Source organism: Streptomyces sp. NPDC048718, from assembly GCF_043198875.1.
Taxonomy (GTDB): Bacteria; Actinomycetota; Actinomycetes; order Streptomycetales; family Streptomycetaceae; genus Streptomyces.
On sequence record NZ_JBICVG010000009.1, the window covers coordinates 40,364 to 62,106 of the forward strand.

Sequence of the window (21,743 nt, forward strand, 5' to 3'; positions counted from 1 at the left end):
AGGGCGTTGGGACGCGTTCCGGGGCCGGTGGGGCCGGTTTCACGCGCGTCGCCGGGGTGTTTCGCGGGCAATTGTGATCTTTTGACCGCTTGGTGAACGACCCTTGGGGTTAGCGTGACTTTATGTGATGGATAGGCTGCCCCCGCCGCCCCTCACGGCACCTCTCCCATTCGTCTCTCAGATGGACAGCAGCCCTATGCGACGCATCCTCATATCCGCCGCCACGGTGGTCAGCTCGGTCACCGCGGCTTCCCTGCTGCTCGCTCCGGTGGCCTCGGCCACCGGCAAGGCCAAGGGCGACAACGGCACCGTGAAGATCCACGATGCCAAGACCGGCGAAGAGCTCATGCAGAACGAGCCGCACGTCTGCGCGTTCTACCTCGACGGCTTCAAGTTCGACGCCGCCCAGAAGGTCTCCTGGTCGATCAAGGGCCAGGCCCCGACCAAGGACCTTCAGGGCACCTCGGGTTCGCTCACGATGGACGCCTCCGGCCACGGCCGCACCGACGACCTGAAGCTGCCCAACGGCCACTACAAGCTCACCTGGAACTTCGCGGGCGAGAACGGCAACGGCAAGCACAAGGCCTTCTGGGTCGACTGCGAGGACACCGAGCCGGGCGAGCCCGGTACGCCGGTCGAGCCGACCCCGGGCGAGACCCCCGGCACCCCGAGCGAGACCCCGAGCACCCCGGGCGAGACCCCCGGCACCCCGAGCGAGACCCCGAGCACCCCGGGCGAGACCCCCGGCACCCCGGGTGAGACCCCGGGCACCCCGGGCGAGACCCCCGGCACCCCCGGCACCCCGGGCGAGACCGCGGGCACCCCGTCGCCCTCCGCCACCACTCCCGCGACCGGCTCCACCGGTGGCGACAACGGCACGGGTTCCACCGGTGGCGAGAACGGCAGCACCGAGGGCGACCTGGCCCAGACCGGTTCCAGCGCCCCCGTCGGCATCATCGCCGGTGTCGCCGTGGTCCTCGCGGCCGCCGGCGCCTTCCTGGTGAGCCGTCGCCGCAAGGCCCAGCAGGGCTGAGTCCCGGCAGGAGCGGCGGTGATGGCGGCACATCACCCCGAAGATCCGGGATGACCCGTCGTCCGTCACCCGCCGCCCTTCGCTGAAAGAAAAGCCCCCGTGGAGCGATCCACGGGGGCATTTCTCGTATCCGTGAAGCGGCGTATCCGTGACGCGGCGCGGTCCGCAACACGCCCCGGCCCGTAACGCGCCCGGTCCGTAACGCGCCGGACGTCAGCCGGTGTTGCGCAGTCCGGCCGCCACTCCGTTGACGGTGAGCAGCAGGGCGCGGGCGAGCAGCGGGTCGGGTTCCGCTCCCGCCTCGGCGGCGGCGCGCTGCCGGTCGAGGAGGGCGACCTGGAGGTAGGAGATGGGATCCAGGTAGGCGTCGCGGATGGCGAAGGTCTGCTGGAGGACGGGGTTGGAGTCGAGCAGCCGCTCGCCGCCGGTCACCTTGAGCACCTCGGCGACGGTGCGGGCGTGTTCGGTCTCGATGGTCTCGAAGACGTGCCGCAGTTCGTCGGGGACGAGGGTATCGACGTAGTGGCGGGCGATCCGCAGGTCGGTCTTGGCCAGCGTCATCTCGACGTTGGAGATGAAGTTGCGGAAGAAGTGCCACTGTTCGTACATCTCGCCGAGGACGGCGTCGAGGCCGGCCTCGCGCAGGGCCTTCAGGCCGGAGCCCACGCCGTACCAGCCGGGGACGATCTGCCGGGACTGGGTCCAGCCGAACACCCAGGGGATGGCGCGCAGTCCGTCAAGTCCGGCGCCGGAGTCGGGGCGGCGGGAGGGGCGGGAGCCGAGGTGGAGGTCGGCGAGCTGGTCGACGGGGGTGGAGGCGAAGAAGTACGCGGGCAGGTCGGGGTCCTCGACGAGCCGCCGGTACGCGCCATGAGCGGCGTCGGAGACGGTGTCCATCGCGGCGTCCCAGCGGGCGAGGGCCTCGTCGGACTGGCGCGGCGCGGTGTGCAGGGCGGAGGCCTGGAGGGTGGCGGCGACGGTCAGTTCGAGGTTCTCGCGGGCGAGGGACGGGATGAGGTACTTGTCGGAGATGACCTCGCCCTGCTCGGTGACCTTGATCTCGCCCTCCAGGGTGCCCCAGGGCTGGGCGAGGATCGCGTCGTGGGAGGGGCCGCCGCCGCGGCCGACGGTGCCGCCGCGGCCGTGGAAGAGGCGCAGCCGTACGCCGTAGCGGTGGGCGACGTCGCGCAGCCGGCGCTGGGCGCGGTGGATCTCCCACTGGGAGGTGGTGATGCCGCCGAACTTCGAGGAGTCGGAGTAGCCGAGCATGACCTCCTGGACGTCGCCGCGCAGGGAGACGAGCCGGCGGTAGGAGGGGTCGGCCAGCATGTCGTTCAGGATGACGTCGGCGGCCCTGAGCTCGTCGGTGGTCTCCAGGAGGGGGACGATGCCGATCTTCGCCCAGCCGGCGTGCAGGTCGAGCAGGCCGGCCTCGCGGGCGAGGACGGTGGCGGCGAAGACGTCGTCGGCGCCCTGGCACATGGAGATGATGTACGACTCGATGACGTGGGGGCCGAAGACCTCCAGGGCACGGCCGACGGTCCCGAAGACGCCGAGGGTCTTTCGTCCGGCGGCGTCGAGCGGGGCCGGGGTGGGGGCGAGGGGGCGGCGCGAGCGGAGTTCCTTGGCGAGGAGCTTCTGCCGGTACTCGCGGGGCATGTCGGCGTAGCGCCAGGATTCCTCGCCGAGCCGGTCGAAGAGCTGGCCGAGGGCGTGGTGGTGGGCGTCGGCGTGTTCGCGGACGTCCATGGTGGCGAGCTGGAGGCCGAAGGCGGCGAGGGTGCGGATGGTGCGGTCCATCCGGCCGTCGGCGAACAGGCCGCCTCGGTGCTCGCGCAGGGAGGTCTGGACGAGGGTGAGGTCGCGCAGCAGCTCGTCGGTGCCGAGGTAGTCGCGGCCGTCCTGGTGGGGGGTGCCCTTGGCGAGGCGGTCGCGGGTGTTGAGGAGCTTCTGGCGGACGCAGGTGACCTTGAGCCGGTAGGGCTCCTCGGCGTTGAGGCGCTTGTAGCGGGGGCTGATCTCGGGGAGGCGTTCGAGGTCGGCCTGGAGCGATTCGAGGAGTTCCTCGGTGGCGCCCGCGTACCGGATGGAGTTGGAGAGCAGTCCGCGCAGGAAGTCGACGAGTTCGAGGGCGTCGGTGATGCCGTGCTCGTGCTGGAGGATCAGGACGTCCCAGGTGACCTGCGGGGTGACGTTGGGGTTGCCGTCGCGGTCGCCGCCGATCCAGGTGCCGAAGGTGAGGGGGCGGGTGCCGGCAGGCAGTTCGAAGCCGACGCGCTCCAGTTCGGCGGCCAGGTCCTCAAGGACGTCGCCGACGGCGTCGGCGTGCAGTTCGTCGAGGTAGTAGATGGCGTTGCGGGCCTCGTCGGAGGGCTCGGGGCGCACCACGCGGAGCTCGTCGGTCTGCCAGATGAGGTCGATGTTCTCGGCGAGCCGCAGGTCGTGGCGGCGCCGGTCGGCCTCGATGACGGGGGTGTCGAGGAGGGCGGCGATGCGGCGCAGCTTGTTGAGGACGGAGCGGCGGGCGGCCTCGGTGGGGTGGGCGGTGAAGACCGGCCGCACGTTGAGGTTGCGGATGGTGGCGCGTACGTGGTCGGCGTCGCCGTCCTTGAGCATGTCGGCCGTACGGGCGAGCAGTCCGCCCTCGGCGGCCCTCTTGTCGCGCAGTTCGCGGCCCCGGTGCACCTGTTCGGTGACGTTGGCGAGGTGGAAGTAGGTGGAGAACGCGCGCACGAGCTGGGCGGCGGTCTCCAGTTCGACTCCGCGCAGCAGCTCGGCGGCGGCGTCGCCGTCCTCGCGGGTGAGGCGGCGCACCTTCTCGACGAGTTCCAGGAGCGCGGGGCCCTCCTGGCGGACGAGGGTCTCGCCCAGCAGGTCGCCCAGTCGGCGGATGTCGGAGCGCAGCTCGGAGCTGGCGGTGGAGGTCTGGTCGGCACTGCTCACAGGTGTGGCTCCTTGCAGTGTTTGAGCACGTCTGGAGGGGTTCTGCAGGCTTGCGGACCGCGCTGTCCGGCGCACCCAGGATAGGTGTCCGGGTGTGCGGCACGGGCCATGCCCCGGTTTGCCGGTCTTGCCGGGCGGGAAGGCGCTGCCATACTTACGATGCCGTAGGTTACGGAGGCGTAGCCATGCCGCCGGACAGCCCCCAGGCACTCCCACCCCTCACTCTCTCCCCAAGGGACATCCATGACCACAACCTCCGAGGTGACCTCCGCGACCGAGCGGACCGCCCCGCCCGCTGCCGGCCAGGCCGGGCCGTCCGCCACGCTGGGCGGGGACAGCAAGCGTTCGATCGAGCAGATCACGCTGCTGCTGTTCATCTTGGTGCCCTTCCTCGCCCTGCTCGCGGCGGTGCCGCTGGCCTGGGGCTGGGGGGTGAGCTGGCTGGATCTGGGGCTGATGACGGCGATGTACTACATCGGCTGCCACGGCATCACGATCGGCTTCCACCGCTACTTCACGCACGGCGCGTTCAAGGCGAAGCGTCCGCTGCGGATCGCGCTGGCGATCATGGGGTCGCTGGCGGTCGAGGGCCCGGTCGTGCGCTGGGTGGCGGACCACCGCAAGCACCACCGATTCTCGGACGCCGAGGGCGATCCGCATTCGCCGTGGCGGTACGGCGAGACGGTGCCGGCGCTGATGAAGGGCCTGTGGTGGGCCCACGTCGGCTGGATGTTCGACGAGGAGCAGACGTCTCAGCAGAAGTACGCGCCCGATCTGATCAAGGACCCGGCGATCCGCCGTATCTCCCGCCAGTTCGTGATGTGGACGATCGTGTCGCTGCTGCTGCCGCCGCTGGTGGGCGGGCTGGTCACGATGTCGTGGTGGGGCGCGTTCACCGCGTTCTTCTGGGGCTCGCTGGTGCGGGTGGCGCTGCTGCACCACGTCACCTGGTCGATCAACTCGATCTGCCACGCGGTGGGCAAGCGTCCGTTCAAGTCGCGGGACCGTTCGGGCAACGTGTGGTGGCTGGCGGTGCTGTCGTGCGGCGAGTCCTGGCACAACCTGCACCACGCGGACCCGACGTCGGCGCGGCACGGGGTACTGCGCGGCCAGATCGACTCCAGCGCCCGGCTGATCCGCTGGTTCGAGCTGCTGGGCTGGGCGTCCGACGTGCGCTGGCCGGGTAAGGACCGGATCGACGCCCGGCGCCGGACACCTGCCGCAGACCCGGCATGATGGACGACGTGGCGATCGACGGCGGTACCAGCGGTACGAACGAGCAAAAGCCCCGGCGCGGCCGCCGGGTGAGGATGACGGGCGCGGAGCGCCGTGAACAGCTCCTCGACATCGGTCGCACGCTCTTCGCGGCGAAGGGCTTCGAGGGCACCTCGGTGGAGGAGATCGCGGCGAAGGCCGGGGTGTCCAAGCCGGTGGTGTACGAGCACTTCGGCGGCAAGGAGGGCCTGTACGCGGTCGTGGTCGACCGGGAGATGCGCCAGCTGCTCGACATGGTGACGGGGGCGCTGACCGCCGGGCATCCGCGCGAACTCCTCGAACAGGCGGCGTTCGCGCTGCTCGACTACATCGAGCGGTACACGGACGGTTTCCGGATCCTGGTGCGGGACTCGCCGGCGGGGCAGTCGACGGGCACGTTCGCGTCGCTGATCAGCGATATCGCCACCCAGGTGGAGGACATCCTGGGCCTGGAGTTCAAGGCCCGGGGCTTCGACCCGAAGCTGGCGCCGCTGTACGCGCAGGCGCTGGTGGGCAGTGTGGCGCTGACCGGTCAGTGGTGGCTGGACGTACGCAAGCCGAAGAAGGCGGAGGTCGCCGCGCATCTGGTGAACCTGGCCTGGCACGGGCTCGACGGTCTGGAGCAAAAACCCCGGCTGATAGGGCATCGCAAGAACTGAGCGTGGAGCGCCGGGCGCGGAAGCCGGGCGCGGAAGCCGGGCGCGGAAGCCGGGCGCGGAGGGGCGTCGCACCGAGAGAGGTGCGGCGCCCCTGGCCGTATCAGCGCACCGGTCCGGCGGGTTCGGGGGACGCGTCCGGCCCTTCCGGCGCTCCCTGCCCGTCCGGCTCGTGGGGCGCGACCGGCTCCAGGAACTCCAGCCGGTTGCCCACCGGGTCCTCGGAGTAGAACCGCCGGTGCCCGGGGAGGTTGTCGTCCCAGACGACGGCCCCGCCGTAGCGTGCGACACGCGCGGCGAGGTCGTCGATGTCACGGACCCGCAGCCCGGCGTGGGCCTTCCTGGCCGGCCGACAGTGACATTTTCCGCCTCCGGCGGGGGCGTGCTCCACCCCCACGTGCACCTGGACCGCGCCGCCGGCCGCCGCGAACCAGCAGCCGCCCCGGGCGGCGAGGACGGGCGGCTTCGGGATCTCGCTCATCCCGAGCACGCCCTCGTAGTAGGCGCGCAGGAGCGGCTCGCTGCCCGCGGGGGCGGCGAGCTGGACGTGGTCGAGCGCTACGAGCATGTCTGCGCGGCCTTCCGGACGAGGGCGAAGATCCTGCGGAACGGGAAGGCGGTGCCGTGCGGGCCCCGCGGATAGACCTCGCGCAGCCGCTCCCGGTACGCGCGGAGGAAGGCGTCGACCGCGGCCGGGTCGTCGCCGAGGGCGGTGAGCACGGGCCGCAGGGCGGTGCCCTTCACCCAGTCGAGGACGGCGTCCTCGCCGGACAGCATCTGGTGGTACGTGGTCTCCCACACGTCGACGCCGTCCCCGAGGTCCGACAGCCGGTGGAGGTACTCGTCGGGCTCCAGGATGTGGACGAACCGCCGGCCCTGGTCGCCGACCCGGCCGCGCCACTCGGGGGTCTCGCACAGCTCGCCGAGCAGGGCGTGGCTGGGCGCGGTGAAGTTGCCGGGGACCTGGAAGGCCAGCACTCCGCCGGGTCTGAGCCCGTCCATCCACAGCGGGAAGGACTCCGGGTGGTTGGGCACCCATTGGAGGGCGGCGTTGGAGATGATCAGGTCGTACGGCTCCTCGGGCGTCCAGTGCGCCGCGTCGGCCAACCGGAAGTCGAGCCAGCCGCCGCCGGCGGTGGTGCCGGACCAGTCCTTCTCTGCCTGCTCCAGCATCTCGGGCGACAGGTCGAAGCCGGTGATGTGGGCGTCGGGCCAGCGGTCGGCGAGCAGCGCGGTGACATTGCCGGGGCCGCACCCGATGTCGGCGATCCGGGCGGGCCGGTCATGGCTGGGCAGACGCGGTATTCGCGCGAGCAGATCGAGGAACGGACGGGTGCGGTGTTCCGCATGCCGCAGATACTGCTGCGGGTCCCACGTCGGTGCGGCGGAGTCCACGGAACGCATGGGTCGAAGCCCCCTCGCTGGAACGGATGACCGAAACGGAACGGGTAGTCCCGGCCCGGTCTCTTCCCCATAGCCCACCAGACTATATCTTGACATCAAGATACTCGACCTGAAGAGACTTTATATCAACAGACCCTCTACACTGATCGTCATGGAGGACGAGGTCGACCGACTGGTCGCTGCATGGCGCCGCGAGCGCCCCGACCTCGACGTGGAACCGCTCGAGGTGCTCAGCCGCGTCTCCCGCCTGGCCCGCCACCTCGACCGCGCCCGTCGGCTCGCCTTCTCCGAGCACCACCTGGAGCCCTGGGAGTTCGACGTCCTCACGTCGCTGCGCCGCGCGGGCGCCCCCTACCAGCTCTCCCCGGGCCAGCTACTTACCCAGACCCTGGTCACCTCGGGCACGATGACCAACAGGATCGACCGGCTCACCAAGAAGGGCCTGGTCGAACGGCTCCCCGACCCCAGCGACCGACGCGGCGTGCTGGTCCGCCTCACCGCCGAGGGCCGCGACCGCGCCGACCAGTCGCTGGCCGGCCTGCTCGCCCAGGAGCGCGCCATCCTGGCCCGCCTGTCCCCCACCGAACGCACCGAACTGGCCACCCTGCTCCGCCAGTTGACGGCCCCGTTCGACAACGTCCCCGGCTGAGCGCCCCGGACCGAACACCCCGGGCTGAGCCCGCGCACTTCGGCGCGGGACCGGCCACGGCGGACGACGGCCTACGAGGCGGCTTCCTCCACGGGCCCGACACCGGCCCGGCGGGCGAGCGCGACGGCGGCGAGGGTGGAGTGCACACCCAGCTTCCCCAGCACGTTCTGCATATGCGTCCGCACCGTGTGCGGGGACAGGAACAGCCGCTCCGCGACCGCCTTGCGCCCGAGCCCGGCCACCATGCAGCGCAGCACCTCCTGCTCGCGCGGGGTGAGCGACTCGACGAGCCGCTCACTCTCCGTACGGTGCCGGCGGGCCTCGGTCAGCTCCCGCAGCACCCCGGTGAGCAGGGCGGGCGGCAGATGCGTCTCGTCGCGCAGCACCCCGCGCACGACCGCGAGCAGCCGCTGGAGCGAGCAGTCCTTGGCGACCCAGCCGGACGCGCCGGCCTGGAGGGCGAGCGCGGCGCGCGGGGCGTCGTCCTTCTCGGCGAGCACCACCACCCGCAGCGCGGGCCGTCCCTCGCGCAGCTCCGCCACCAGCGCGACCCCGTCGGCGCCGCCCAGGTCGGCGTCGACCAGGAGGACGTCGAACCGCCGCCCTTCCGCCGCGGCCCGGTCCAGCGCCCGCCGCGCGGCGGCGCCGCTGCCCGCGGCGGCCACCTCGACATCGGGCTCCGCCGCGAGGGCGGCGGCCAGCGACTCGGCGAAGACGCGATGGTCGTCCACCACCAGAACCCGGATTCGGGCCAATGGAAACCCCCAAGAGTGGATGAGGCAGGCCCGGCGCGAGTACGGCGCCGGGGGGCGGGCCCGTCGACGCGCACGGCCGCCGCCGTGCCCTGACAGTTACCCCGCCCCGGGCGCCGTACCCGGCGGGTCTCGATACCCCTGATCGGCACCGGCCCCCACCGCTGCCACGAACCAACGTACAAGCAGCCCGCCCCCGCACGAGGCGAATTCCCCGAAGTCCCCCACCCCTCCCCCACATACCCCCCACCCCCACCCGTACCAAGAGGGGCAACCCACCTCAACCGACCCGCCGCGCCCCCGCAGACGCCACCGCCTCGAACACCCCCGGCACCCCGTACCCCGCCAAGCCGAACGCCTCCCCCACCGCCTTCGCGACCGCGTCCACCGCTTCGTCCTCCACCAGCACGACCGCCGAGCCCCCGAACCCGCCGCCCGTCATCCGCGCCCCGAGCGCCCCCGCGCCGACCGCCGTCTCCACCGCCAGGTCCAGTTCGGCACAGGACACCTTCATGTCGTCCCGCAGCGACGCGTGCCCTTCGACGAGGAGCGGCCCGACGGCGCGTGGGTCGCCGCCGTCCAGGATCCGGATGACGCGTGCGACGCGGTCGTTGTCGGTGACGACGTGCCGGACGTATCCGCGCACCGCGTCGGCGCCGTCCCCGATCGCGTCCAACTCGCGCAGCGCGTCGTCCAGTCGCGTCACGTCCACCTCGCGCAGCGTCCGCACTCCGAGCGCCCGCGCGCCCGCTTCGCACCCGGCGCGCCGCTCGGCGTACGCGCCGTCTCCGAGCGCGTGTCTCACGCGGGTGTCGACGACGAGGAGGCGCAGTCCGGCGGCGGCGAGGTCGAACGGGATCTGCCGGTACGACAGATCCCGGGTGTCGAGGAAGAGGGCGTGGCCTTCGGTCGCGCAGGCGGAGGTCATCTGGTCCATGACGCCGCAGGGCACGCCGACGAAGTCGTTCTCGGCGCGCTGGGCGAGGACGGCGAGTTCGGGCCGGGAGAGGCCGAGGCCGTAGAGGTCGTTGAGGGCGAGCGCGGTGACGACTTCGAGCGCGGCGGAGGAGGAGAGCCCGGCGCCGGTGGGCACGGTGGAGGCGAAACAGATATCGGCGCCGCCGACGGCGTGCCCGGCGTCGCGGAGCGCCCAGGCGACGCCGGCGGGGTACGCGGCCCAGCCGGGGACGCGCCCGGGGGCGAGACCGGCCAGGGCGACCCGCACCACGCCCCCGGTCGCGTCGCGGGAGTGCACCCGCAGCACGCCGTCGTCCCTGCGGGCGACGGCGGCCGCGGTGGTGTGCGGCAGAGCCAGCGGGAGCACGAAGCCCTCGTTGAAGTCGGTGTACTCACCGATGAGGTTGACGCGTCCGGGCGCGGCCCAGATCCCTTCGGGCCGGGCCCCGTACAGCGCGTCGAACTCCGCCGCGATCCTCATGCGTACTCCTTACTCCTGTTCGGCTTCCTTCTTCTGCGCGAACGCCCACGCATCCTCGACGATGGCCGCGAGGTCGGGGCGGGACGGGGTCCAGCCGAGCCGCTCGCGCGCGGCGTCGGCGGAGGCGACGAGGACGGCCGGGTCGCCGGCGCGGCGCTCGGCCATGACCTCGAGCACGGGGTGCCCGGTGACCTTGCGGACGGTCTCGACGACCTCGCGGACGGAGAAGCCGTTGCCGTTGCCGAGGTTGCAGATCTGGTGCTCGCCGGGCTTCATCGCGCCGAGCGCGGCGAGGTGGGCCTCGGCGAGGTCGGCGACGTGGATGTAGTCGCGCACGCAGGTGCCGTCGGGCGTCGGGTAGTCGTCGCCGTAGACATTGATGGCCGCGCGCTTGCCGAGGGCGACCTGGAGGACGAGCGGGATGAGGTGCGACTCGGGGTCGTGGCGCTCGCCGCACTCCTTGTAGGCCCCGGCGACGTTGAAGTAGCGCAGCGACACGGCGGCGAGGCCGTGGGCCGCGCACTCGCCGGTGATCATGTGGTCGACGGCGAGCTTGGTCGCGCCGTAGGGGTTGGTCGGCGCGGTGGGCGCGGACTCGGTGATCGGCACGGTCTTCGGCTCGCCGTAGGTGGCGGCGGTCGAGGAGAAGACGAGCTGCCGTACGCCGGCGTCGCGCATCGCGGCGATGAGGGCCATCGTGCCGCCGACGTTGTTGTCCCAGTACTTCTCGGGCTTGGCGACGGACTCGCCGACCTGCGAGAACGCGGCGAAGTGCAGGACTCCGTCATAGGAGGAGTCCAGCCAGCGCGCGGCGTCCTGGATACGGCCCTCGATGAACTTAGCGCCGGCGGGAACGCCTTCGCGGAAGCCGGTGGAGAGGTCGTCGAGGACGGTGACCTCGTGCCCCGCCTCCAGCAGGTGCGTGGCGACCGTGCTGCCCACGTAGCCGGCTCCACCCGTCACCAGGTACTTACTCAACTGCTTGCCACCTCTCGGAGTCTGTCGGCCGCGGACTCCGGGGAGACGTCGTTCATGAAGGCGCCCATCCCGGATTCGGTGCCCGCGAGATACTTCAGCTTGCCAGAGGCTCGGCGGACGGTGAAAAGCTCCAGGTGCAGGGCGAACTCGGCACGGCTGTCGGCGGGGGCCTGGTGCCAGGCGGCGATGTACGGGGTGGGTGGGGCGCCGGGGCCGAAGAGGCGGTCGAAGCGGCGCAGCAGTTCCAGGTAGAGGCCGGGGAGTTCGGCGCGGGCGGCGTCGCCGAGGGCCGTGAGGTCGGGGACGCGGGTGTGCGGGTAGAGGTGGACCTCGTACGGCCAGCGGGCGGCGTACGGCACGAACGCGGTCCAGTGCTCGCCGGCGAGGACGACCCGCTCGCCGGCCCGTTCGCGGGCGAGGACGTCGTCGAAGAGGTTCCGGCCGGTGCGGGCGCGGTGGGCGGCGGTGGTGCGCAGCATGGTGGCGGTGCGCGGGGCGGTGAAGGGGAAGGCGTAGATCTGGCCGTGGGGGTGGGCGAGGGTGACGCCGATCTCGGTGCCGCGGTTCTCGAAGCAGTAGACCTGCCGGACGCCGGGGCGGGCGGCGAGGGCGGCGGTGCGGTCGGTCCAGGCGGCGAGAACGAGGGCGGCGCGGTCCTCGGTGAGGTCCGCGAAGGACGCGGTGTGGTCGGAGGTGAAGCAGACGACCTCGCAGCGGCCCGTGTCGCCGGAGAGGGAGGGGAAGCGGTTCTCGAAGACGGCGACGTCGTAGGCGTCCGCGGGGATCTCGCCGTGCCGGTCGCCGGTGGCGGGGCAGAGCGGGCAGGAGTCGGCGGGCGGGTGGTACGTACGGCCCTGGCGGTGCGAGGCGATGGCCACGTGTTCGTCGAGGAGCGGGTCGTGACGGATCTCGGAGGCGGAGGCGACGGGCGCGAGGGGGCGCGGGTCGACGGCGGTGCGGACGGTGTCGTCACGGGCGTCGAAGTAGATGAGCTCGCGCCCGTCGGCGAGGCGGGTGACGGTCTTCTTCACGGCGGGGCCTCCATCGAACAGAACCCTTCACAAAAAACCACGATCCAACATCGCCGCGCAATACGTCCCGCCGTGGGTGTTCCGGGTGGGGCCCGCGTCGGGTGTTCCGTCCTGGCGGTCCCGTCCTGGCGGTCCCGTCCTCGGGGGGCCCGTCCTCGGGGGCCCTCGCGCGCGTGGCGCGGGCGCGGGTCAGCCGCGGGCGGCGCGGCCTAAGCCGAGGCCGGTTCCTCCGCCGGGGCCCGCGCCGGGCCGCGGACCGGCCCCGGGACCGAACACCCCGAACCCCGCGCCGGTCGCCATGCCGGCCGCCGTCCCCGGCGCCGGGACCCGGTCGAGCAGCCCCGTCCGCGCCGCCAGCGCCGCCGCTTCGAGACGCGAACCGACGCCCAGCTTCATCAGCACCCGCTGCACATGCGTACGGGCCGTGCTCGGCGCGATCGCCATGCCCGCCGCGATCCCCCGGGTGTCCTCCCCCTCCGCGACCCGGACCAGCACCTCCGCCTCACGCGGCGTCAGCAGCCGCAGCAGCCGCTGCCCCTCGTCGTCCGGCTGTGCCACCGGGTGCAGCAGCTCCGCGAAGGCGCCCTGGAGCAGCTGCGGCGCCACCGCCGCCTCGCCCGCCCGGGCCTTCACCAAGGCGCGCTCCACCCCCTCGATGCGCTCGTCGTGCCGGACGTACCCCGCCGCCCCGGCCGCGAACGCGGCCGCGATCCCGCGCGGCGACGGCACCGGGCCGAGCACCACCACGGCGGTCTGCGGGCGCTCGCGCCGGATCCGTACGACCGGATCGAAGACCCCCGGCTCGGCGGGCGAGGACGTGCCGAGCAGACAGACCTCCGGCGCCCGGCTCACCACCAGGTCCGCGACCCCCGAAACCGGCGCCGCCGCGGCGAGCACCCGGTGCCCGCGCAGCTTCAGCGCCGAGGCCAGCGCCTCCGCGTGCAGACGGTGGTCGTCGACCACCATGAGCCGAACCCCCATCGGTCTTCCTCCTTGCCCCGGCCAAGCCTCCCCCGGCCCTGGACCCGGCACGGTACACACTCCCCGGCCCTCCGCCGCCCTGTTCGCACGCATCGGCCGGACCTCGCCGGTGCGGGAAACGCGCGGGGCCCCTCCCGCCAGGGGAGGGGCCCCGAAACCGGCCTGCCGCCGCGTACGGGCGGCGGTACGGATGTGCGTACGGTCAGCCGGCCACCGAGAAGGCGACGACCAGGTATTCCCTGCCGATCGGCCGCTTGCTGATCAGCGTGTCCGACAGGAAGAAGCGCCCGTCGCCGTACAGGAACTCGGCGCCGGTCACGCTGAAGCCGGTCTCGATGTCCCGGATCGGCTTCTCGTCCGGGTTGCGCATCAGCACCGTCTGCTTCATCGAGCCGCCGTCGATGGACACGATCTGTCCGCCCTTGTTGTACGGGGGCAGCTTGTACGCGATGACGTCGCCGCCGTCCATGCGCAGCGGCATCAGGGTGTAGCCGTCGCCCGCGTCGGCCTTCTCCGGCGCGAGACGGCCGGTGTCCAGGTCGAAGGCGACGATTTCGTTGGTCTCGTCGCCGTACTCGCCGGTGCTGCCCTCGTGCTCCTCGGTCGGCACATACAGCTTGTTGTTGCCGACCGCGAGCTGCGTGCAGCCCTCGACCTTGCTGGAGGGGCAGCGGCCCGCGTAACGGGCCGGGTCGGCCGTGATCTTGGCCTTCAGCTTGCCGGTCTTCTCATCGATGGAGAAGAAGTCGGAGATACCGCTGCCGTCTCCCTCGACGTCGCCGACCTCCGCCGCGACGACGAGCGGCTTGACGGAGACGACCGACGCGAAGTCGACGCCGCGCGGCATCTTGTACTCCGACTTCGGCGCGCCCGACATCGGGTCGAGGGTCTGGATGCTGACGACCGGGTCGTCGTACGAGCCGCACCTGCGGACCGCGACCAGGCCGCCCTCACCGCCGCCGTAGCCCGCGTCCTCGCAGTTGTCCGCGTTGGCCTGCGGTTTCCAGCGGGGGTTGCCGTTGGCGATGTCGAAGCCCGCGCCGCCGTCGAGACCGCCGGCCGCGACGGTCCGGTCGTGCACGGTGACCCCGCTGAAGGTGGCCTTCTTGTCACCGGCGGTACCACCGGTGATCGAGGTGGACCACACCAGCTTGCCACTGGTGAGGTCGACCAGACCGACCTCGGTGCAGGGCTGGTAGTAGCGCGGCGCGACCCGCTTCGTGGCCTCGAAGAGGATCGGGACCTTGAAGTCGGCCGTCATGTGCGTGGAGGCGGCGCAGACCTGACCGGTCAGCGGCAGCGTCCACTTCGGCGTGCCCTTGTCCGGGTCGTAGCCGACGATCGAGTTGATGCCCACCTTCGCGTACGTGGTGTCGGTGAGCCAGGCACCGGGGGCGGTCGTGGTGTCCGGGACCTTGGGCAGGTCGACCTTGAACGCGAGCTTCGACTTCGGGTCGGCCGGGGCCTTCTCCTTGCCGGGCCCGTCCGCGGCGCCCGAACCGCCGCCCTTGCCGCCACCCGTGGCGCCGCCGGCCGTACTCGCGGGGCCGGCGGAGTCGTCACCGAGACCGGCGTAGACCAGACCGCCGCCGACCAGCAGGACGACCGCGGCGGCCGCCGCGATGACGATCTTCATCTGGGTGGACAGCTTCTTGCGCCCACCGGGCCCCCCGGGCGCCCCCGGCTGGCCGGGCTGCCCCGGCTGCATCGGCTGGGTGGGGAACTGCTGGTACGGCTGCGGCTGCGGCGGGCCCTGCGGGAAGCCGTACTGCTGCTGGGGCTGCGGCGGGCCCGGCGGATAGCCGTACGGCGGCGGCACCGGCGGCTGGCCGGGCTGCGCCTGCGGGAATCCGTACCCGGGCTGACCCGGCTGACCCGGCTGACCCGGCTGACCCGGCTGGCCGGGGTGGCCGGGCGGCGGCGGGGTGCCGAACGCGCCGGGCTGGGGCTCCTGCGGCGCGCCGAACCCGCCCGGCGGGGGGTCCTGCGGTGCCCCGAAGCCGCCCGGGGGCGGCCCGGGGGGCTGGTTCGGCGGGGGCGGCGGCTGCGTCATGGCGTACGTACCTCGGAAAGGTCGGGGCGGGAACGGCGGGAACGGCGGGAGAGGCGGGGCGGACGGAGCGGACAGTGCGTCATATGCACGGCTTCACGGGCGGGACTTCACAGGCCCGGGGGCCGGGTGGAACGGCATATGCCGAACGTCTCCACCCGTCCCCCGGGCCTCTCCCGCGGACGGCTCACCCGGGCGGTCCCCCGGGGACGGCCCCTCGGGACCGCCCGGGAGAACTCACCCTCGGCACGTCACTTGCCGTAGGCCATCATCGACTTGGTCTCCAGCTCCGCCTTGTCGTTGGAGCCGGAGATCCGGCCGGACGCGATCACGAACGTCCCGTTCGCGTACGCGTAGGCGGTGTTGTAGAAGGAGCTCTCGATCGAGGTCAGTCCGACCTGGCCCTTGAGCAGCACCTTCGGCGCGCCGCCCGTCGGGGCGATCGTCTCGAGCGCGCTGCCCTTGCCGTAGCGGGGCTCGACGTACACCAGCACCTCGGAGCCCTCCATGCGCAGCGGCTTCATGGACTGTTCGGCGGGCGCCTTGGAACGCCACTTGATCGCGCCGCTGTTCAGGTCGAAGGCGACGACCTCGTTCGACTTGCCGATGTCGGCTTCGGTGGCCATGTAGAAGGTGTTCGCGTCGGCGGCGACCCCGGTGCAGCCCTGGAGGTTCTTGCCGAAGATGATGATGCTGCCGCCGCAGCGCGGGGAGAAGCGGTCCGAGCCGCCCGCCTTCATCTGCGAGCGCAGCTTGCCGCCCGAGGTGAGCGAGAAGATCGACCACTTCTTCTGGGTGCTGTCCTCGTCGCGCTGGACCGTGGAGACCACCAGCGGGTCGACGGAGTAGACCCGGTCGATCTCCCAGGTCAGCGGGAGCTTGTAGGTCCACTTGGCCGCGCCGGTGGTGGGGTCGATCTCGCTGATCGCGTGCGACTCCTTCTTCACGTCCCCGGACGGGCACTTGGAGGCGGCGATCAGCTTGCTGCCGCCCGCGTACGCGTACGGCTTGCAGCCGCTGGTCGGCGAGGCGAAGAGCTGCTTGCCGTCGGTGAGGGAGAAACCGTAGGCGGAGCTGGTGCCCGACGCGGTCACCGTGTTCGCGCTGATGGCGAGGGTGTTGTCGGAGAAGGCGAACAGGCCGGTGGGCTTGGGGATGGACTTCTTCCAGCCCGCCTTGCCGGTCTTGAGGTCGACCTGCTGCATCTGGAGGCACTTGGCGCGGTCGCCCGCGCCGTCCTTGACGCCGAAGGCCATCAGGCCGTCGGCGGACGGCTCCGGCGGGGCGGCGCACAGCTCGAAGGGCACGTCGACATGCCACTTGGCGGAGCCGTCGGCGAGGCTGTAGCCGTCGATGCCCTTGTACATGGCCTTGACGACGGTGTCGCCGACGATCCACGGGCCGAACACGGTGGAGCCGTTGCGGGGCACGTCGACGTTGTTCTTGAGCAGCCACTCGACCTTGGCCTCGCCGCTCTCGCGCTGCGCGTTGAGGTTGTCCGCGCTGCCGTCGTCGCCGTCGCCCTTGCCGTCGCCCTTGTCGACCGAGGCGGTGGGCTTCGGGCCGACGGGGGACTCGGTCGGGTTCGCGACCGGCTTGCCGTCGTCGCCGCTGCCGAGCGCCAGCCAGGTGCCGCCGCCGATCACGAGCAGCGCGGCCGCCGCCGCGGCGACGATGACGCCGGGCTTGCCCTTGAACGGGTTCTTGCCGCCCCCGCCCCCGGCCCCGCCGTCGGCCGGACCGGTCAGGGGCATGCCCTGCATCGGGGCCTGCGCGGTCGGGTAGCCGGCGCCGCCGTAGGGGTTTTGCTGCTGGCCGTAGGCACCGGGCTGCTGAGCGTACGGTCCGGGCTGCTGCGGGTACCCGTAGGGGCCGCCGGGCTGAGCGGGCTGGTTGTAGGGGCTCGGCTGCTGCGGAGACCCGTAGGGGCCGGGCTGCTGGCTGTAGGGGCCCGGCTGCGCGGGCTGACCGTACGGACCGGGCTGCTGCGGGTACCCGTAGGGGCCGCCGGGCTGCGCGGGCTGACCCGGCTGCGCGGGCTGTCCGGGCTGTCCGGCCGGGGGTGTCGGGCCGGAGGCCGCGGGCGGCTGCTGCTGCGCGCCGGGCGGGGCCGCGGGCGGCTGCGGGGGCGTCGCGGGTGCAACGGGTGTGGCGGGCGCCGTGGGCGGTGCCGCGGGTGCCTGCGGCGGAGCCGGCGGCACGGGCGGCACATTGGAGTCCGGGTTCGGTGCGCCGAAGCCCGGCGGCTGGTTGCTCGGCGGCTGGGTCACAGCGCGGATCCCCCTTGAATATGAGCGGTTTTTCTTTCTACCACTCGGAGGATGGCTCAAAAGTGGCCGGTCCGCGCCTTGTTCCCAAGGGCGAACCGGCCTGTGATGCCGTCGTTACTCGACCTCTACGACTTCTCTACTTCTCCACGCCCACAGGGCTCGCGGAGAAGTGGACCCCGCGTCTTCCTACGCGTCCTCGGCCAGCTCCAGCCAGCGCATCTCCAGCTCCTCGCGCTCGGCCACCAGCCCGCGCAGTTCCGCGTCGAGCTTGGCCACCTTCTCGAAGTCCGTGGCGTTCTCCGCGATTTGGGTGTGCAGCGCGGACTCCTTGGCCGAGATCTTGTCCATCTGGCGCTCGACCTTCTGGAGTTCCTTCTTCGCGGCACGCGCGTCGGCGGCCGACACACCACCCGGCTTCTGACCGGCCGCGCCACCCGCCGAAGCGGCCGGGGCGGACGCCGGGGCGGCGGCCGGCTCGACCATCTTGCGGCGGCGCTCCAGGTACTCGTCGATCCCGCGCGGCAGCATCCGCAGCGTCTGGTCGCCGAGCAGCGCGAGGACCCGGTCGGTGGTGCGCTCCACGAAGAACCGGTCGTGGGAGATCACGATCATCGAGCCGGGCCAGCCGTCCAGCAGGTCCTCCAGCTGGGTCAGCGTCTCGATGTCGAGGTCGTTGGTGGGCTCGTCGAGGAAGAGGACGTTGGGCTCGTCCATGAGGAGCCGCAGCAGCTGGAGCCGGCGCCGCTCACCACCGGAGAGGTCGCCGACCGGCGTCCACTGCTTCTCCTTGCCGAAGCCGAACTGCTCGCACAGCTGCCCGGCGGTCATCTCCCGGCCCTTGCCGAGGTCGACCCGGTCGCGGATCTGCTGCACGGCCTCCAGGACGCGCAGCTCGGCGGGGAGCTCGGTGACGTCCTGCGAGAGGTACGCGAGCCGCACCGTCTTGCCGACGACGATCCGCCCCGCGGCGGGCTGCTGCTCGCCCTCGGAGGTGGCGGCGTCCGCGAGGGCGCGCAGCAGCGAGGTCTTGCCGGCGCCGTTGACGCCGACCAGACCGATCCGGTCGCCCGGGCCGAGCTGCCAGGTGAGGTGCTTGAGGAGGGTCTTCGGACCGGCGGTGACGGACACGTCCTCCAGGTCGAAGACGGTCTTGCCGAGGCGGGCGTTCGCGAACTTCATCAGCTCGCCGGTGTCGCGCGGCTCCGGCACGTCCGCGATGAGCGCGTTGGCGGCCTCGATCCGGAAGCGGGGCTTGGAGGTACGGGCCGGGGCGCCGCGGCGCAGCCAGGCCAGCTCCTTGCGGACCAGGTTCTGCCGCTTGACCTCCTCGGTGGCGGCGATCCGCTCCCGCTCGGCGCGGGCGAAGACGTAGTCGGAGTAGCCACCCTCGTACTCGTAGACGTCACCGCGCTGCACATCCCACATCCGGGTGCAGACCTGGTCGAGGAACCAGCGGTCGTGGGTGACGCAGACGAGCGCGGAACGGCGATTACGCAGGTGCTCGGCGAGCCAGGCGATGCCCTCGACGTCGAGGTGGTTGGTGGGCTCGTCGAGGACGACCAGGTCCTGGTCCTCGATGAGCAGCTTGGCGAGCGCGATGCGCCGCCGCTCGCCACCGGAGAGCGGGCCGATGACGGTGTCGAGGCCCTGCTCGAAGCCCGGCAGGTCGAGCCCGCCGAACAGCCCGGTAAGCACGTCGCGGATCTTGGCGCTGCCCGCCCACTCGTGGTCGGCCATCACGCCGATCACCTCGTGGCGGATGGTCGCCTTCGGGTCGAGCGAGTCGTGCTGGGTGAGCACGCCGAGCCGCAGCCCGCCACTGTGCGTGACCCGGCCGGTGTCGGCCTCCTCCAGCTTGGCGAGCATCCGGATGAGGGTGGTCTTGCCGTCGCCGTTGCGCCCGACGACACCGATCCGGTCCCCTTCGGAGACGCCGAGCGACACCCCGTCCAGCAGTGCACGGGTGCCGTACACCTTGCTGACGGACTCGACATTGACCAGGTTGACGGCCATTTCACTCCTGTACGGGATGGGTAGACGTTCAAGAGTAGACGGTGCGGGGTATGCCTCACTCTTTGTAATGACGCGGGCGGAAGCGGACGGCCGCCCGGGGATCCGCTCCGGAGAATCGGCCCCATGGGAGAAACCACGGGGCCCGGGCCGGCGGCCCACTCGTCCGCGGAGCCGGACACGGAGCCGGATCCGGCCTTTCTGCCCCCGGAGTCTGATCCGCCCTGGCCTGATCCGCCCTCCTGGCCGAGGCCGCCCGCCGGGGGCTGGACGGTGGACGACCTGATGACGCTGCCCGGCCTTCCGCGCCACACCGAGCTGATCGACGCGAGCCTGGTCTTCGCGGCGCGGCGGCGCCGCTTCGACGGCGTGATGGCCTCGCTCCTTGGTGAGGCGCTGCGCGCGAGCGCGCCGTGCGGGGTGCGGGTCTACACCTCGATGACCGTGGTCATCGACCGCGCGAACGCCCCCGAGCCGGACATCGTCGTGGTCCGCGAGGAGGTCGTCGGCGGTCTCGACCAGACCTCGTTCCCCGTCTCCGGCGTCGTCCTGGCCGTGGAGATCGTCTCGCCGGACTCGGAGTCCCGTGACCGCACCACCAAGCCGCACAAGTACGCGGCCTCCGGCATCGAGCACTTCTGGCTGGTCGAGATGGAGGGCGAGGAAGAGCGCCCGGTCGTACGGGTCTACGAGCGCGACCCGGTCACCGGGACCTACGTCCCCACCGGCGTCCACCGCGACCGGCTGAAGTCGGCCGTGCCGTTCCCTCTCGACATCGACCTGACCGCCGTCGACGAGCTCTAGGCACCCCCCGCCCGCCCCGCCCGCTCCACCAGGAACCAGCCCGCCAGCGCCATCGCCACGGCCGCCGGTGCGGTCACCCGGACGGCGATCAGGGCGGCGGTGTGGCCTTCGAGGAGGCCGCCGAAGCCGGTCATGGACAGGCCGAGGACGCCGAGCAGGGCGAGGGTGATGCCGAGGGCCGCGAGCGGGCCGCCCGTGCCGTCCGAGGGGGTCGGCGGGGCCGGGTGTTCGAAGCGGCGGAAGACGGCGACGAGCAGCGCGGTGAGCAGGACGGCGGCGCCGATCCGCAGCGGGACCTGGGCCCACCAGATGCCGGTCGCGGGTGCGGGGAGGCGGACGCCGAGGGCGAGCATCGCCCCGTACACGCCGAGCATGGCCGTCAGGTGCCACAGGAACGCGGTCATCGCGACGCCGTTCGCGGCGACGACCGCCCGCCAGACCCGGGCGCGGGCGGCGAGGCGGGTGCCGGGGCCCCTCAGCAGTTCGACCGCGCCGACCAGCCACAGGCCGTGGCAGAGCAGGGCCAGGGTGGGCGGGGCCATGTTGGAGATCTTCTCGCCCGGCATGCCGACCATGGACAGCGGATACGGCCCGAGGGCCACCAGCGACGCCGCGCCCGCGAGACCGGCGGCGGCGAGGACGGCGGGGCGGCGGATCAGGCCGTCGGCGCGCAGGAAGCCGAGCTGGTGGATCGCGAGCCAGACGAGGGCGAAGTTCAGGAACTCGACGTACGGCACACCGAAGGCGAACCGCAGCACGTCCACCAGGGCCGCGCCCAGCACGAGGCCGGCGAAGGCGCCCCAGCCGTACCGCCCGTGCAGTCGCAGCAGCGGCGGGGTGAAGGCGACCATGGCGAGGTAGACGCCGATGAACCACAGCGGCTGGGTGACCAGGCGCAGCGCCACCCCCGCGAGGCCGTGCCCGGCGCCGTCGGCGGCGAACAGCTGGAGGGCGAGCGCGAGCGCGCCCCAGACCGCGATGAAGACCATGGTCGGACGCAGCAGCCGTCGCAGCCGGGCCCGCAGGAAGCCCGCGTACTGCGGGCGTGAGCGGTGGGCGAGGGCGTGCGAGAAGCCGCCGACGAAGAAGAAGACCGGCATGACCTGGAGGGCCCAGGTCAGGAGCTGGAGGCCGGGGACGACGGCGAGGAGGTTGCCGACCTGCCCGTCGGGGGTGACGGCGGCCATCAGCCAGTGGCCGAGGACCACGACGGCGAGCGAGGCCACCCGCAGCAGGTCGATATAGCGGTCGCGCGACGCCGGGGTGGCGGCGGCGAGTTCCCGAGCGCTGATTCCCATGGGGGTACGGTGCCGGGCCGGGCGGGCTTGGGGGCAGCGCTCACGTACTCATCTCGCGCATGAGTACGAGCGGGGTGGGTGTACACGGAAAACGCCTCCGGCGCCGCCCCTTGCGGGACGGCGCCGGAGGTCTGTCCGAGCGGCTGCCGGTCTCGGCCGAGATCAATCGACTTCAATCGATCTCAACCGGCC

Annotated in this window: 17 protein-coding genes; 5 read left to right on the forward strand and 12 right to left on the reverse strand. The window is 72.2% G+C overall.

Translation table 11 applies throughout. The annotated features are described in order from the left end of the window. Nucleotides 1-196: 196 nt before the first annotated feature. Nucleotides 197-1,033, forward strand: a complete 837-nt coding sequence (locus tag ACGFRB_RS18575; protein WP_393244229.1) for an LPXTG cell wall anchor domain-containing protein — start codon at nt 197-199, stop codon at nt 1,031-1,033. 213 nt (nt 1,034-1,246) lie between these two features. On the opposite strand, the gene ppc is transcribed toward ACGFRB_RS18575, so the two are convergent. Beyond that, nucleotides 1,247-3,976, reverse strand: coding sequence for a phosphoenolpyruvate carboxylase (ppc, locus tag ACGFRB_RS18580; RefSeq protein ID WP_363003076.1), 2,730 nt, complete (start codon nt 3,974-3,976; stop codon nt 1,247-1,249). 243 nt (nt 3,977-4,219) lie between these two features. Here ppc and ACGFRB_RS18585 point away from each other — a divergent pair, with 243 nt between their 5' ends. Further along, a complete protein-coding gene (locus ACGFRB_RS18585; RefSeq protein WP_363003074.1) occupies nt 4,220-5,212 on the forward strand; it encodes a fatty acid desaturase in 993 nt (330 codons plus the stop codon). After that, nucleotides 5,212-5,889 (forward strand): TetR/AcrR family transcriptional regulator, encoded by a 678-nt coding sequence (locus ACGFRB_RS18590; protein WP_363003276.1) that lies wholly within the window; start codon nt 5,212-5,214, stop codon nt 5,887-5,889. The genes ACGFRB_RS18585 and ACGFRB_RS18590 overlap by 1 nt, the downstream gene beginning before the upstream one ends. A gap of 100 nt (nt 5,890-5,989) precedes the next feature. On the opposite strand, the gene ACGFRB_RS18595 is transcribed toward ACGFRB_RS18590, so the two are convergent. Both ACGFRB_RS18595 and ACGFRB_RS18600 read right to left on the reverse strand, forming a co-directional pair. Next, nucleotides 5,990-6,454, reverse strand: a complete 465-nt coding sequence (locus tag ACGFRB_RS18595; protein ID WP_363003072.1) for a glyoxalase — start codon at nt 6,452-6,454, stop codon at nt 5,990-5,992. Continuing rightward, nucleotides 6,445-7,290 carry a trans-aconitate 2-methyltransferase gene (locus ACGFRB_RS18600; protein WP_363003070.1) on the reverse strand — a complete coding sequence of 282 codons (846 nt, stop codon included), beginning with the start codon at nt 7,288-7,290 and terminating at the stop codon, nt 6,445-6,447. Before ACGFRB_RS18600 ends, ACGFRB_RS18595 begins: the two co-directional genes overlap by 10 nt. 151 nt (nt 7,291-7,441) lie before the next feature. Here ACGFRB_RS18600 and ACGFRB_RS18605 point away from each other — a divergent pair, with 151 nt between their 5' ends. Further along, on the forward strand, nt 7,442-7,939 hold the full coding sequence (locus tag ACGFRB_RS18605; protein WP_363003068.1) for a MarR family transcriptional regulator: 498 nt from the start codon (nt 7,442-7,444) through the stop codon (nt 7,937-7,939). A 71-nt stretch (nt 7,940-8,010) separates the two neighbouring features. Here ACGFRB_RS18605 and ACGFRB_RS18610 read toward each other — a convergent pair whose 3' ends face one another. The 8 genes from ACGFRB_RS18610 to ACGFRB_RS18645 form a co-directional block, all read right to left on the reverse strand. Further along, nucleotides 8,011-8,694, reverse strand: coding sequence for a response regulator transcription factor (locus ACGFRB_RS18610; protein WP_363003066.1), 684 nt, complete (start codon nt 8,692-8,694; stop codon nt 8,011-8,013). Between the two features lie 277 nt (nt 8,695-8,971). Beyond that, nucleotides 8,972-10,129: a galactokinase gene (gene galK / locus ACGFRB_RS18615; RefSeq protein ID WP_393244233.1), complete on the reverse strand. Its 1,158-nt coding sequence runs from the start codon at nt 10,127-10,129 to the stop codon at nt 8,972-8,974. Between the two features lie 9 nt (nt 10,130-10,138). Next, nucleotides 10,139-11,107 carry a UDP-glucose 4-epimerase GalE gene (gene galE, locus ACGFRB_RS18620; protein WP_393244235.1) on the reverse strand — a complete coding sequence of 323 codons (969 nt, stop codon included), beginning with the start codon at nt 11,105-11,107 and terminating at the stop codon, nt 10,139-10,141. Continuing rightward, complete coding sequence (galT, locus tag ACGFRB_RS18625) at nt 11,104-12,138, reverse strand: galactose-1-phosphate uridylyltransferase (protein ID WP_393244237.1); 1,035 nt, start codon at nt 12,136-12,138, stop codon at nt 11,104-11,106. The genes galE and galT overlap by 4 nt, the downstream gene beginning before the upstream one ends. 189 nt (nt 12,139-12,327) lie before the next feature. Next, on the reverse strand, nt 12,328-13,119 hold the full coding sequence (locus ACGFRB_RS18630) for a response regulator transcription factor (RefSeq protein WP_363003058.1): 792 nt from the start codon (nt 13,117-13,119) through the stop codon (nt 12,328-12,330). A gap of 202 nt (nt 13,120-13,321) precedes the next feature. Continuing rightward, nucleotides 13,322-15,172, reverse strand: a complete 1,851-nt coding sequence (locus tag ACGFRB_RS18635) for a hypothetical protein (RefSeq protein WP_393244239.1) — start codon at nt 15,170-15,172, stop codon at nt 13,322-13,324. Nucleotides 15,173-15,420: 248 nt separating this feature from the next. Further along, on the reverse strand, nt 15,421-17,439 hold the full coding sequence (locus tag ACGFRB_RS18640; protein WP_393244240.1) for a hypothetical protein: 2,019 nt from the start codon (nt 17,437-17,439) through the stop codon (nt 15,421-15,423). A gap of 186 nt (nt 17,440-17,625) precedes the next feature. Then, complete coding sequence (locus ACGFRB_RS18645) at nt 17,626-19,452, reverse strand: ABC-F family ATP-binding cassette domain-containing protein (protein ID WP_393244241.1); 1,827 nt, start codon at nt 19,450-19,452, stop codon at nt 17,626-17,628. 270 nt (nt 19,453-19,722) lie between these two features. Between ACGFRB_RS18645 and ACGFRB_RS18650 the strand changes: the two genes are divergently transcribed. Beyond that, nucleotides 19,723-20,253, forward strand: coding sequence for a Uma2 family endonuclease (locus ACGFRB_RS18650; protein WP_393244243.1), 531 nt, complete (start codon nt 19,723-19,725; stop codon nt 20,251-20,253). Here the strand turns inward: ACGFRB_RS18650 and ACGFRB_RS18655 are convergent. Further along, nucleotides 20,250-21,551 (reverse strand): acyltransferase, encoded by a 1,302-nt coding sequence (locus ACGFRB_RS18655; protein WP_393244244.1) that lies wholly within the window; start codon nt 21,549-21,551, stop codon nt 20,250-20,252. The two genes, ACGFRB_RS18650 and ACGFRB_RS18655, sit on opposite strands and share 4 nt — an antisense overlap. Nucleotides 21,552-21,743 lie beyond the last annotated feature (192 nt).